The 13,164-nt window shown below is 64.9% G+C and carries 11 protein-coding genes and 1 riboswitch; of the genes, 5 read left to right on the top strand and 6 right to left on the bottom strand.

From position 1 onward, the window contains the following. Positions 1 to 241 precede the first annotated feature (241 nt). The 3 genes from thiQ to thiB form a co-directional block, all read right to left on the bottom strand. Complete coding sequence (gene thiQ / locus FJ972_RS05920; RefSeq protein ID WP_140525063.1) at positions 242 to 1,024, bottom strand: thiamine ABC transporter ATP-binding protein; 783 nt, start codon at positions 1,022 to 1,024, stop codon at positions 242 to 244. Beyond that, entirely contained in the window at positions 1,024 to 2,637 is a 1,614-nt protein-coding gene (gene thiP / locus FJ972_RS05915; RefSeq protein ID WP_140525062.1) for a thiamine/thiamine pyrophosphate ABC transporter permease, read from the bottom strand. Before thiP ends, thiQ begins: the two co-directional genes overlap by 1 nt. Positions 2,638 to 2,874: 237 nt before the next feature. Then, on the bottom strand, positions 2,875 to 3,873 hold the full coding sequence (thiB, locus tag FJ972_RS05910) for a thiamine ABC transporter substrate binding subunit (protein WP_140525060.1): 999 nt from the start codon (positions 3,871 to 3,873) through the stop codon (positions 2,875 to 2,877). A 42-nt stretch (positions 3,874 to 3,915) separates the two neighbouring features. Further along, a riboswitch (TPP riboswitch) is annotated at positions 3,916 to 4,030 on the bottom strand. Between the two features lie 88 nt (positions 4,031 to 4,118). Between thiB and FJ972_RS05905 the strand changes: the two genes are divergently transcribed. The 4 genes from FJ972_RS05905 to FJ972_RS05890 are packed head-to-tail and all read left to right on the top strand — an operon-like array spanning position 4,119 to position 7,030. Then, entirely contained in the window at positions 4,119 to 4,763 is a 645-nt protein-coding gene (locus FJ972_RS05905) for a thiamine diphosphokinase (RefSeq protein ID WP_140525059.1), read from the top strand. Position 4,764: 1 nt separating this feature from the next. Beyond that, positions 4,765 to 6,582, top strand: a complete 1,818-nt coding sequence (locus tag FJ972_RS05900; RefSeq protein WP_140525058.1) for an ABC-F family ATP-binding cassette domain-containing protein — start codon at positions 4,765 to 4,767, stop codon at positions 6,580 to 6,582. Positions 6,583 to 6,626: 44 nt separating this feature from the next. Next, complete coding sequence (locus FJ972_RS05895) at positions 6,627 to 6,848, top strand: type II toxin-antitoxin system CcdA family antitoxin (RefSeq protein WP_140525057.1); 222 nt, start codon at positions 6,627 to 6,629, stop codon at positions 6,846 to 6,848. A 20-nt stretch (positions 6,849 to 6,868) separates the two neighbouring features. Beyond that, positions 6,869 to 7,030 carry a CcdB family protein gene (locus FJ972_RS05890; protein WP_319023023.1) on the top strand — a complete coding sequence of 54 codons (162 nt, stop codon included), beginning with the start codon at positions 6,869 to 6,871 and terminating at the stop codon, positions 7,028 to 7,030. Between the two features lie 106 nt (positions 7,031 to 7,136). Here FJ972_RS05890 and FJ972_RS05885 read toward each other — a convergent pair whose 3' ends face one another. Both FJ972_RS05885 and FJ972_RS05880 read right to left on the bottom strand, forming a co-directional pair. Next, positions 7,137 to 8,822, bottom strand: a complete 1,686-nt coding sequence (locus FJ972_RS05885; protein ID WP_140525056.1) for a hypothetical protein — start codon at positions 8,820 to 8,822, stop codon at positions 7,137 to 7,139. Between the two features lie 74 nt (positions 8,823 to 8,896). Further along, on the bottom strand, positions 8,897 to 10,195 hold the full coding sequence (locus FJ972_RS05880; RefSeq protein ID WP_140493285.1) for an adenylosuccinate synthase: 1,299 nt from the start codon (positions 10,193 to 10,195) through the stop codon (positions 8,897 to 8,899). A 214-nt stretch (positions 10,196 to 10,409) separates the two neighbouring features. On the opposite strand from FJ972_RS05880, the gene FJ972_RS05875 reads away from it, so the two are divergent. Beyond that, the gene (locus FJ972_RS05875; protein ID WP_140525055.1) at positions 10,410 to 11,312 is read left to right on the top strand and encodes a DMT family transporter; all 903 of its coding nucleotides are present in this window, start codon (positions 10,410 to 10,412) and stop codon (positions 11,310 to 11,312) included. Between the two features lie 141 nt (positions 11,313 to 11,453). On the opposite strand, the gene serA is transcribed toward FJ972_RS05875, so the two are convergent. Then, the gene (gene serA, locus FJ972_RS05870) at positions 11,454 to 13,052 is read right to left on the bottom strand and encodes a phosphoglycerate dehydrogenase (protein ID WP_140493279.1); all 1,599 of its coding nucleotides are present in this window, start codon (positions 13,050 to 13,052) and stop codon (positions 11,454 to 11,456) included. Positions 13,053 to 13,164 lie beyond the last annotated feature (112 nt).

The raw sequence follows: 13,164 nt of genomic DNA, 5'->3' as shown, positions 1-13,164 counted from the left end.
TCCGTGCCGGTCGGCAGAACGGCTTCCTTTCGGGTCTGGCGCATGCCCGCGAAAATCGGGGCGATCCTCGCAAGGGCTCATGCGCAAATCAAAGCATTACAGCATCCACGCCATACCAACGCGCGGCGGATGCCGCAGGCAAATCACGGCCTGCACCGGACCGGTACAGGGCGGACCTAGCCACACTACCTCTGTCAAGGCAAGCAATCGCCCCGTCGCCAGGAGCCGGTTTGAGCGTAAATTATGTCCGCTTCCGGGCAATATCTCGTGATCCAGCCTCCCAGGCGCTTGTGCCAACATAGCGCCGGAAAACTTCAGGACCAGCCCCGGCAAAGAAATCATCCGCCTTGCCCTTGGCGGCAACCATGCCGTTGTCGAGGAACACCACCTCCTCACAAATACGGCGTGCGTCCTGTGGCTGGTGCGTAACGAACAGCAGCGTCATGCCCCGCTCGGCATGCACGTCGGCGACAAGATCGAGCATGTCGTCGCGCAAGGCCGGTCCGAGTGAAGCGAAAGGCTCGTCCAGAAGAAGCACCGGGCGGTTGCGAACCAGCACGCGCGCCAATGCGACACGCTGGCGTTCGCCTCCCGAAAGTTCGCGCGGCAGGCGTCTTTCCTTGCCCGCGAGGCCGGTGCGCGCGATCGCCTCCGCGATGTCAGCGCCGTCGGCCTCGGTCAGCCGCAGCGAGGGCGAGCGGCCGAGCCCGACATTCTCTTCGACCGAAAGATGGGCAAAAAGATTGTTTTCCTGGAACACCATCGACACGGGCCGCGCCGAAGGCGGCGCCGCGCCGACATCGGCGCCGCCGATCAGCACGCGGCCAGCCTGCGGCGTCTCGAAGCCCGCCACCAGATTGAGCAGCGTCGACTTGCCCGAGCCGCTCGGCCCCATGATGGCGGTAATTTTCGACGCGGCGAAATCGACATCGAAAACGAGCGGCGCGTCGCCGTAGCTGAACGAGACCGTGTCCAGCCGCACCTCGGCTCCCCTTGTCGCACCATTGGTGGCGCCCGCAGCCATCAGTCTCGTTCTCCCCTTCCCAGCCCGCTCGCCGCCACCACAAGCGCAAGGCAGACCAGACCGAGCAGCAGCGCCAGGCCGGCGGCGTCCTCGGTACGGTAGCTGCCCATGCGCGCCAGGAGAAGGTAGGGCAAGGTCTGCACGGAATCACTGCCGAACAATGCGATGACGCCGAGATCGCCAAGCGACAGCGCCATGGCAAACGCGAAGGCGGTGGCCAGCGGCCGTCGCAGCGAGGGCCAGTCGACCAGCCGCAACCGGGCCCAGCCCGCTATTCCCAGAAGCGCGCAGAGCCGCTCATGGCGCTCGCTCGCCGCATCATAGGCGGGGCGGATGGCACGGATGGCGAAAGGCATCGCCATGACTGCATTGACAGTGACGACCATGACCGGGGCTATGGCAAAGACATCGCCGACATGGCGCAGCAGAAGGAACCAGCCGGCGCCGATGACGATGGGCGGCACGACCAGGACGAAGCCGGCACCGGTGTCGGTGGCGTGTTCGAGCACGGTCCGCGGACCGGAGCGGCGCTTCAGGGCCAGCACGCGGCGCGCCATGGTGAGCGAAAGCGACAGCGCAACCGACAGCAGCGCCGACAGGAAAGCCAGCACGGCGCTGGTCAGCGTCGCCTGCCGCACCGCCGCTTCGCCGGCGAGACGACCGAGGTCGGCGCCGAGGCCTGACATCACCGTCGCCGTCATCGGCCCGGCGACGAACAAAAGGGCCAGCACGACGAGCGCGGCATTCAGCGCGGTCTCGGTCCTGCCGGCCGAGACGTAGCGGCGCGGCGCCACCGGCAGATTGGCGTCACCGGTGGTGTTGGCGCCGAGCCGCGTCAACGCCAGCACCACGACAAAGGTCAGCGCGATCTGCAGCAGCGTCAGCGCCACCGCCCGCGCGGGATCGAAATCGAAACGCAGCGCCTGGTAGATGCCGACCTCCAGCGTCGTCGCGCCGGGGCCACCGCCCAGCGTCAACACGATCGTGAAGGATGTGATGCAGAGCATGAACACCAGGCCGGCGACGCCCGGCAGAGCGGCGCGCAGTGTCGGCCACTCGATCAGCCGGAAAGCCGGTGCGGCACCCATGCCGAGCTGGCTCGCCAGCCGCCATTGGTCGGCTTGGATGGTTTGCAGCGCTTCGAGGAACAGCCGCGTGGCCAGCGGCAGGTTGAAGAAGACATGAGCAACGAGGATGCCGGAGAGGCCATAGATGCCCGGCCAATTGTAACCGCCGACGGCACCAAGAAAGCCGGCGAAATAGCCGGCGCGGCCATAGAGCGCCAGGATGCCGAGCGCCGCCACGATCGCCGGCAGCGCCAACGGCAGGGCGAAGAGCTGGAGGATGAAGCCGCGGCCGGGAAAGTGCGGATGCCGCGACAGCGCGCGAGCCACGAACAGGGCCGGCGCCACCGACAGCAGCGTCGAAAGCGCCGCCTGCCACAACGTAAAGCGCACGACGCGCAGGAGATAAGCATCGAAGGCTGCCCAGGCTCCGGAGAAATCGTTCGCGCCTTCGAAAAGAAGACCCGCAAACGCGCCGCCGATCAGCAGCGCGATCGCCGCAAGCGCGAGGATGCCGGCGGAGATGCGGGGGTCAGACGCGCGCTGCACGCTGCGCCACCCAAAGGACCTTTAGCGAGCGTCGCGTTCCTTCGCGCCCCCCTCTGTCCTGCCGGACATCTCCCCCACTTGGGGGGAGATTGGCTGCTTCAGCGCTCCACCCTCTCCTGTGACGTCGCCAATTGGCGAAAGCCGTCGTGACGGCCAATCTCCCCCCTTGTGGGGGAGATGTCCGGCAGGACAGAGGGGGGCGCCGTAGAGCACTCATCATTCGATCATACGACCAAACTACTTGCTCATCACCGCCAGCCATTCATCCACCCATGCCTTGCGGTTGGCCGCGACCTCCTCGGGGCTGAACAGCAAGGTCTTGGTCGGTTTGACCAGTCTGTCGAAGGCGGGATTGAGCGGCTTGTCCGTCTTGCCGGCCGGGAACATCCAGTTGGTCTCGGGGATGGCATCCTGGAATTTCGGCCCCGTCATGAAGGCAATGAACTTTTCCGCCAGCGGATTTTTGGCTCCCGTCGTGGTGATGCCGGCGACCTCGATCTGCAGATATTCGCCCTCCTCGAAGGAAGCGGCCTGGTAGCGCTCGGTGTTCTCGGCAACCATGTGGTAGGCGGGCGAGGTCGTGTAGGACAACACCATCGGCACCTCGCCCTTGGTGAACAGGCCGTAGGCCTCGCTCCAGCCCGGCGTCACGGTCAAGACCTTTGCCTTGAGCTTGGCCCAGGCCTCCGGCGCCTTGTCGCCATAGACCGACTTCACCCACAACAGCAGGCCGAGGCCCGGCGTCGATGTGCGCGGATCCTGGATGACGATCTTGTCGTCGGCACTGCCCTCGACCAATTCCTTCAGGCTCTTGGGCGGCGTCTTCAGCTTCTGCGTGTCATAGACGACGGCGAAATAGCCATAGTCGTACGGGACAAAGATGTCGTCGTTCCAGCCGCCCGGCACATTGAGCCCGGTCACGGCGCCATGCGGCGCAAACAGGCCAGTGGCCTTGGCATCGGCGGTGAGATTGGTGTCGAGGCCAAGCACGATGTCGGCCTTAGTCGCGGCCCCTTCCAGCTTGACGCGGTTGAGCAGCGCGACGCCGTCGGCAACCGAGACGAAGTCGACATCGCAGCCGCATTCGGCCTCGAATTCCTTCTTCACCACCGGGCCGGGGCCCCAGTCGGCGGTAAAGCTCTCATAAGTGTAGACGGTGAGCTTGTCCTTGGCTAAGGCCGGCCCGGACAGAACCACGACCATTGCAGAGACAAGGGCGTATAAAAGCGTGCGCATCGGCGCCTCCTTCGTTCGGGTTAAAGGAATTGAGGCGTCGGACTGTCCGAAACGTCTAATCCCTCCGCCGGTACAAACCGGATCAGGTTCAGCGGGTTGGCGAGACTGCCTCTCAGCCGGTCCGCGAATATCGCGTCCGGCACCCCGTTAGAGCGCCTCGACACATAGGCCCGGCCGGTGAACCGCGCAAGTGGCTGTTTGCCGGCCTTCCGTTTCCGCTGTCGGGCTGGTAAGGGCCACACGATATGAGCACATTCACCATCCTGCTTGGCGGCGACCTCATCCGCACGCCACGGCTCGACCGTCAGGTCGAGGGGACCCGCGTCATCGCCGCCGATGCCGGCATCGGCCATGCGAGGACGCTCGGCCTTGTGCCGGAACTGTGGGTCGGCGATTTCGATTCCGTGCCCGCCGGCCTGCCGGATGAGTTGGCCGCCGTGCCGCGCCGAACCTTCCCGGCAGAGAAGGACGCCACCGATGGCGAACTCGCGATATCGGCCGCCCTGGAGCGCGGCGCGACCAGCCTCGTGCTTGCCGGCGCCTTCGGCGGCAAACGCGCCGACCATGCCTTCCTGCACATGGCGCTCGCCCTGCGGCTGGCCGGGGCCGGGACAAAGGTGCTGTTGACCAGCGGCGCGCAGGAAGGCGTGCCCCTGGCGCACGGCACGGTCCACTTCGACTATACAGACGGCACCCTGTTCTCGATCCTGGGTTTTTCCGAGCTTGCCGGGCTGACCGTCGCCGGCGCGAAATGGCCGCTTGACCGCGTCAAGGTCGCGTTCGGCTCATCGCTGACCATCTCTAATGAGGTCAAGGGCAGGCTCGAGATCGCGCTGGGAGCGGGGCGCGCGCTGCTGCTCGCCCATCCCTATCCCTTGCCAGAAAGCTGACATGGCGCCGCCTCTTCTCAATCTCGACGGAATAAAACTGACGTTCGGCGGCACGCCCCTGCTCGACGGCGCCGACTTGGCTGCGTCGGCAGGCGACAAGATCGCGCTGGTCGGCCGCAACGGGTCCGGCAAGTCGACGCTGCTCAAGATCGCCGCCGGCCTGATCGAGCCGCAGGACGGCGAGGTGTTCCGCCAGCCATCGGCGACCGTCCGCTATCTGCCGCAAATGCCCGACATGGACGGCTTCGCAACCGTGCGCGCCTATGTCGAGGCCGGGCTCGGTCCCGCCGACGATCCTTATCGCGCCAGCTACCTGATGGAGCACCTCGGCCTCTCGGGCGAGGAGCAGCCGGGCGACCTCTCCGGCGGCGAGGCCAGGCGCGCCGCCCTTGCCCGCGTCATGGCGCCCGAGCCTGATATCCTGCTGCTCGATGAGCCGACCAACCACCTCGATCTCTCGGTGATCGAATGGCTGGAAGAGGAACTCGTCCGCACCTCCTCGGCCCTCATCGTCATCTCGCACGACCGCCGTTTCCTTGAGCGCGTCTCGCGCGCCACCGTGTGGCTCGACCGGGGCCAGACGCGCCGGCTGGATAAGGGCTTCGGCCATTTCGAGGAATGGCGCGACCAGGTGCTTGAGGAAGAAGAGCGCGAACAGCACAAGCTCGGCCGCCAGATCGTGCGCGAGGAACACTGGCTGCGTTATGGCGTGACGGCGCGGCGCAAGCGCAACATGCGCCGCCTGGGCGAATTGCAGACCATGCGCCAGCGTTTTCGCGGCCATCGCGGCGCCGAAGGCACCGCGACCATGGTGGCCAGCGACGCCGCCGAATCCGGCAAGCTGGTGATCGAGGCCAGGAACATCGAGAAGAGCTTTGGCGACCTCACCGTGGTCAAGGGGTTCTCGACCCGCATCCAACGCGGCGACCGCGTCGGCCTCGTCGGGCCGAACGGCGCCGGCAAGACGACGCTTCTGAAGATGCTGACCGGAGAATTGCAGCCGGATGCCGGTTCGGTGCGGCTCGGCACCAATCTGGAGATCGCCACGCTCGACCAGAAGCGCGAGGCGGTCGATCCGCAGGAGACGCTGGCTCAGTATCTCACCGACGGGCGCGGCGAGAACCTTGTCATCAATGGCGAGCAGCGCCACGTCGTCTCCTACATGAAGGATTTCCTGTTCAAACCGGAACAGGCGCGCACGCCGGTGCGCGAGCTGTCCGGCGGCGAACGCGCGAGGCTGATCCTGGCGCGTGTGCTGGCGCGGCCGGCCAACCTTCTGGTGCTCGACGAGCCCACCAACGATCTCGACATGGAGACGCTGGAGTTGCTGCAGGAACTGGTCGCCGGCTTTGCCGGTACGGTCATCCTGGTCAGCCACGACCGCGATTTCCTCGACCGCACCGTCACCAGCATCATCGCGCCGGACGGCGGCGGCCGCTGGGTCGAATATGCCGGCGGCTATTCCGACATGCTGGCGCAGCGCGGCGGTACCAGGCTCGACGACCGCAAGGCGCGCGCGAAGGCGGATGCAAGCGAGGCCCCGACGGCCAAGGCGGACAGCGCCACCGCCAAAGCCCCGGCAAAAAAACTCTCGTTCAAGCAGAAATTCGCGCTGGAATCGCTGCCCAAGAAGATCGAGGCGGTCACAGCCTCGATCTCGCGGCTGGAGAACAACATCGCCGATCCCGCCTATTACGAGCGCGATCCGGCCTCGTTCCAGAAGACCATCGCCGCCCTCGACAAGGAGCGCGCGACACTGGCGGCACTGGAGGAAGAGTGGCTCGAACTGGAGATGTTGCGCGAGGAGATGGAGGGGTGAGGATGGTATGCGCTACGTTATGCGCTTAAAAGAGGGCTGTCTCCGTGCTTCAATCGACGACAAAACCTCAGCGAAAGTCTGTCAATACATCCATTGACGCTCAGCTGATCAAAGACGCCAAAGCGTCGGGTATCAATCTCTCGCGCGCCGCCGAGGCGGGTATTGCGAAGGCCATCGCGGCGGAAAAAACGCGTCGGTGGCAAGAGGAGAACTTTGAGGCGATTGTGAGCTCCAACGCCTATGTCGAGCGGAACGGGTTGCCATAGGCCACACGCCCGCTGTTTTGATGGCCCGTTACGATCTCCATCGGAATGCCGGAGGCAGTGGTTACCTTGTCGATGTTCAGTCCGACCTTCTTGAGAGGCTGAACACGAGAGTCGTCATTCCGTTGATGCCGCCCGACACAGCCCCCGTTCCTGGCCGCCGGCTCTGCCTTGATGGCCACTGAATTGCCGGATGCCGAGGGAAATCTCTCCAAGCACCACGACGACATCGTCGCCGCGCTCGACATGCTGTTCCAAGGCTTCTGACCGGAGCCGACCGTTGCCGTCGGCTCAGCCCGCCGTCTTCGCCTGCCAAGCCTTGATCGCCTCGTCGAACACCTTCTCGCCGGGAATGCCTTTTTCCATCGTCAGCAACGCTCGTCGTCCGGTCTTGTAGACGACCGGCACGTCGATCCAGTCCTGTCCCCGAAGCAACGTCAGGTTGGCGTCCTCGTCGGCCTTGGTGTCGTTGAGCGCGACGAGGAAGAAGCCGTCGGCGATCTTGGCCGGAATGCCGATCAGCGGGCTGCCGGCATCCTGCTCGGAACTCTTCATGGCCACGCGCAGGATGTTGTCGACGCCGCCGCCTTCGAACCCGTCGGGCGTCAGGAAGATCATCTCGATGATGTGGCTGGCCGGCAGAGTCTGGTCAGTGTTGCGGCGAATGGTCATGCGCAACTGGATGTCCTTGCCGGGAATGGTTGCCTCGGCGCGGATCGCCGGCTCAGGCGGCAGGTCGCCGCCGGGCGATTCCTGCACCAGCGACCAGACGATGTTGCCCGGCTCGGCCGAACCCTGCGCGGTGCTGGTGCGCTCCTCATAGAAGATCGCCTTCTGGCCGACCGGCAGAGAGGTTTGCGTCGGCGCACCGGCAGGCGAGGGCGGCGTGGCGGCGTTGTCAGCCGGCGCCGCGGGTGCGGTCCCATTGGCGGGTGGCGCCGCCGGCGCAGCGCCCGGTGCAGGGGGCGTGGTCCCGGCGGGCGCGCCTGCGGCCGGCGTGCCTCCTGCCGGAGCCGACAAGGCCGGGGTGGTCGTGGCTGAAGGCGGCGTCGTCAGCGCCGCGACGGACTCGCCCTCGCCCACGCCGCTCTGTCCGCCGGCCGGGCCAGGATCGACCTCGCTTCCTTGCGGTGTCAGTCTTTGAGTGAACTTCGGTGTCCCTTCGGGCTCGGCACCGCTAGCCGCAGGTGCCGGGGGCGTTGCCGCCGCATCGCTCGCCGGCTTGGCGGGTGTCGATTTGACCGGCTCGGTCGTCGCGACCTTGCTGCCGCCGCCCAGACCCAGCATCTTGCCGAAGGCATCCTTGTTCAGCCAGATGCCATAGCCGCCGCCGGCAATGACCAGCAACGCAACGGCAGCGGCAATCAGCCCGCCATAGCTGCGCTTGCGTTCAGCCGGACGCAAGCGCTGGAAAGTGTCGGCGGCCGCAGCCTCTTCGTCGCTCGCAAAGACATCGGCATGCTCGTCGTCCTGACCCACATCCATGCCAGGCTGAGCCCTGTCGTCGAACTCCGGGGCCGGCTGCACCGGTACGGGCTTTTGCCAGTTCGGCTCGACCTCGGCGGCAGGCGATGCAGGCCTGGAGATGTCGGGCGCCGGAGCGGGGGGCGCCGGCTTGTAGGGTTCAGCCTTCGAGGCGGGCGCTGCCGGCCAGGCCGGCTCCGCCTTTACCGGCTGTTTGGTATGGTTCGACTGGTTCTTGTTGCGATCGATGGAGGAAAATATGTGCTCCAGTTCGGCAAGCGGATCGGTCTCCGGCACGCTTTTGGCATATTCGCGCTCGAGCCTCGATATGGCGTCTTCCAGGCCGCGCTTCTGCCTTTCGGCTTCCGACGGCGAAAGCGGCGGCTCGCGCTCGGCAATCTTCTTTGCAATCGTCGAGCGCGCTTTGTCGTAGACTTTGGCCCGCAGCTCCGGCGTAGGATCGCCAAAATTGTTTATCGTATCCCTCAGAGCAGAAACGAAATCTTTCGCCATGCGTCAGTCGACCTGTATTGTGCTCCGGACCGGCCTCCGCAAATCAGCCGTAACGCCCGGAAAGGCTTGAGAAACTAGTCTTGAAACGGATCGGTCACAAGTATCGTGTCGTCCCGTTCCGGGCTGGTGGAGAGGAGCGCGACCGGCGCGCCGATCAACTCCTCGATATGGCGGACATATTTGACGGCCTGGGCCGGAAGGTCGTTCCAGCTGCGCGCGCCGGCGGTGGTGCCTTTCCACCCCTCCAGCGTCTCGTAGATTGGCTCGACGCGGGCCTGCGCGCCCTGGCTGGCGGGTAGATAGTCGATCGTCTCGCCGTCGAGGCGGTAGCCGGTACAGACCTTGATCTCGTCCAGCCCGTCAAGCACATCGAGCTTGGTCAGGGCGATGCCCTTGATGCCGTTGACGGCGACGGCCTGGCGCACCAGCACCGCGTCGAACCAGCCGCAGCGGCGCTTGCGGCCGGTGACGACGCCGAATTCATGGCCGCGCGTGCCGAGGAATTCACCGATCTCGTTCTGCTGCTCGGTCGGGAACGGACCTTCGCCGACGCGCGTCGTATAGGCCTTGGTGATGCCAAGCACATAGCCGATGGCGCCCGGGCCCACGCCGGCACCGGCTGCCGCCTGGCCGGCGACGGTGTTGGACGAGGTGACAAACGGATAGGTGCCATGATCGATGTCGAGCAGCGTGCCTTGCGCGCCCTCGAACAGGATGCGCTCGCCGGCCCGGCGCTTGTCGTCGAGCACCTTCCAGACCCGGTCCATGTAGGGCAGGATTTCGCCGGCGACCGAGGTCAGCTCTTGCATGACCGCGTCATGCGTGGCTTCGGCATGGCCAAGGCCGCGACGCAGTGCATTGTGATGCGTCAACAGCCTGTCGACCTTCAAGGGTAGTGTTTCCAAATCCGCCAGATCCATCACCCGCACCGCGCGCCGGCCCACCTTGTCCTCATAGGCGGGGCCGATACCGCGGCGGGTCGTGCCAATCTTGGTCCCGGAATTTGAGGCGGCGTCCTCGCGGAAGCCGTCCAGTTCCCGGTGCAGGGACAGGATAAGCGCTGTGTTTTCGGCTATTTTCAGGCGCTCCGGCGTTACCTCGACGCCTTGCCCCTTGAGCTTCGCCACTTCGGCGACGAATGCGTGCGGATCGAAGACGACGCCATTGCCAATGATGGACAGCTTGCCCTGCCGCACGACGCCCGACGGCAACAGCGACAGCTTGTAGACCTTGCCGTCGACGACCAGCGTGTGGCCGGCATTGTGGCCGCCCTGGAAACGCACCACGACATCGGCGCGCTCCGACAGCCAGTCGACGATCTTGCCCTTGCCTTCGTCACCCCATTGCGAGCCGACGACCACCACATTGGCCATGTTTCTTTTCCTTCGAGGCGCCGCCGCGCGGCTTGGATACGGTTCGAAACGACAGGCCTCTATAACGTCAAGAGCAGGCCGATGCGACCTTTCTTTGCCGCCGAAAATGGGCTGAGGCACAACAATTTTCAGCTTTGACATCATTTACTTGTCCAGGCGCGGGCAATAGGCCGGCGGGCACGCCCCATTCACCTCCTCCCCGCTGCGACCCGCCATGCACCGAAGCGCCTACATGTTCCTGCTGCTCACCACCTTGCTGTGGGGCGGCAACTCGGTGGCCGGCAAGCTGGCGGTCGATCACGTCTCACCGATGACGCTGGTCTTCCTGCGCTGGGTGTTGGCGGTGGCGATCCTGCTGCCGATCGGCTGGAATGCGCTGAAAAGAGATTGGCCCGTGGTGCGCAGGCACTGGTTCGTGCTCGCCGCGCTTGGCGCCAGCGGCTTCACCTTGTTCAACACGATCTTCTATACGGCGCTCAATTACACGACCGCGATCAACGTTTCGATCGAGCAGGCGGCGATGCCTATCCTGATCATCGTAGCCAATTTCATCTTCTTCCGCCTGCGCGTGAACTGGGCGCAGATCGCGGGCGTGGTGCTGACGATCTTCGGCGTCATCCTGACCGCCTGCCACGGCGATCCGCGCCGGCTGTTGACATTGGAGCTCAATTTCGGCGACGCCATCATGCTGGTCGCGGTCATTCTCTACAGTGGCTATTCGGTCGGGTTGCGGCTGAAGCCGGCCATGCAATGGCAGAGCCTGATGCTGGCCATGTCGCTCGCCGCGCTCATCACCTCGCTGCCGTTCTTCCTATGGGAAATCGTGGCCGGCAAGGTCATCGTTCCCGACGCGCGCGGCTGGGCGGTGATCGTCTATACCGCGATCGGCGCCTCGGTCGTCTCGCAGATATTCTACATCAGGGGCAATGAGCTGATCGGCGCCAACCGGGCCGGCCTGTTCATCAACCTGGTGCCGATCTTCGGCACCCTGCTTTCGGTGCTGATCGTCGGCGAGACATTCCAGCTCTACCAGGCGTTGGCGCTCGTCCTCGTGCTGGGCGGCATCGCGCTTGCCGAATATAGCGGCCGCAAGGCAGCCATGCCGAGGCGCCAGTAAACTCACTTCGCGCCCCGATCGTCAGCCTTGAGGAGAGCGTCGGCTCGCCCGGCAATTCGCAGGACTACTGCAATTCCTTGCGCACCGCCGCCACGTCGTCGGACGAGACTGCCGGGGCGGCATTGCCCCAGCAGACAAGCCCTACACGCTGCCGACCTCGAACTGCAGCCGCTTGGCCGAATCGATCGATTTGTGCGCCCGCACCTGCTCCAGCACTTTTTCCGGAAACGGTGCGTCGAGATAGAGCAGCGCGATGGCATCGCCCCCCGGCCGGTTGCGGCCGAGCTGGAAGTTGGCGATGTTGACGCCGTTCTCGCCGCACACCGTGCCGAGCAGGCCGATAATGCCCGGCGCGTCGGCATTGGTCGTGTAGAGCATGTGCTGGCCGACCTCGGCATCGAGATTGATGCCCTTGATCTGGATGAAGCGCGGCTTGCCGTCGGAGAAGCAAGTGCCGGCGATCGAGCGCGTCATATGCTCGGTCTTGACCGTCAGCTTGATATAGCCGTCGAACACGCCCGATTTGTCGCGCTTGACCTCGGCGACGATGATGCCGCGCTCCTTCACCATGATCGGCGCCGACACCATGTTGACGTCGGCGACCTGCGGCCTGATCAGCCCGGCAAGGGCCGCGCTGATCAGCGCGCGCGTATTCATCGTCGCGGTCGAGCCGTCGAACAGGATTTCCACCTCCTTGATCGGGTCCTCGGTGACCTGGCCGACAAAGGCGCCAAGCACTTCGGCGAGCTTGACGAAGGGCTTGAGCCGCGGCGCTTCCTCCGCGGTGATCGACGGCATGTTGATGGCGTTGGAGACGGCGCCCTTGATCAGGTAGTCGGCCATCTGTTCGGCGACCTGCAGCGCGACGTTCTCTTGCGCCTCCGCCGTCGAGGCGCCGAGATGGGGGGTGGCCACCACATTCTCCATGCCGAACAATGCGTTCTGTTCGGCCGGCTCGGCCTCGAACACGTCGATGCCGGCGCCGGCCACCTTGCCGCTTTTCAGCGCCGCCACCAGGTCGGCTTCGACGACCAGCCCGCCACGGGCGCAGTTGATGATGCGCACGCCGTCCTTCATTTTGGCGATCGCGGCGGCATCGATGATGTTGCGCGTCTTGTCGGTCAGCGGCGTGTGCAGCGTGATGAAGTCCGCGCGCGCGAAGAGCTCGTCCAGTTCAACCTTGTCGACGCCAAGTTCCTCGGCGCGTTTGTCCGACAGGAACGGATCGAAGGCGACGACATGCATCTTCAGGCCGACGCCGCGCGTGGCGACGATCGAGCCGATATTGCCGCAGCCGATGACGCCGAGCGTCTTGCCGGTGATCTCGACGCCCATGAAGCGGTTCTTTTCCCATTTGCCTGCATGCGTCGAGGCGTTGGCTTCCGGGATCTGGCGGGCGAGCGCGAAGATCATTGCTACCGTATGCTCGGCCGTCGTGATCGAATTGCCGAACGGCGTGTTCATCACGATAATGCCCTTGCGGCTGGCCGCCGGTATGTCGACATTGTCGACGCCGATACCGGCCCGGCCGACGACCTTGAGCCTGGTGGCGGCATTGATCAGCTTCTCGGTAACCTTGGTCGCCGAGCGGATGGCGAGGCCGTCATACTGGTCAATCACTTCAAGCAGCTTCTCCTTGTCCTTGCCGAGATCTGGAAGATAGTCGACCTCGATGCCGCGATCCCTAAAGATCTGAACAGCGGTGGTGGAAAGTTTATCCGAGACGAGAACGCGAGGCATGGGATTGGTCCTTGTTGCTTACCCCACCCGCCTTCGCTTCGCTCAGGCACCTTCTCCACGGGGGAGAAGGTCGGGCGCCGATCTTTCTCCCCTTGTGGGAGAAGGTGGCCGC

It is taken from the genome of Mesorhizobium sp. B2-1-1, assembly GCF_006442975.2.
GTDB lineage: Bacteria > Pseudomonadota > Alphaproteobacteria > Rhizobiales > Rhizobiaceae > Mesorhizobium.
Note: the sequence above shows the minus strand (reverse complement) of the source record. Positions and strands in the feature narration are given on the sequence as shown.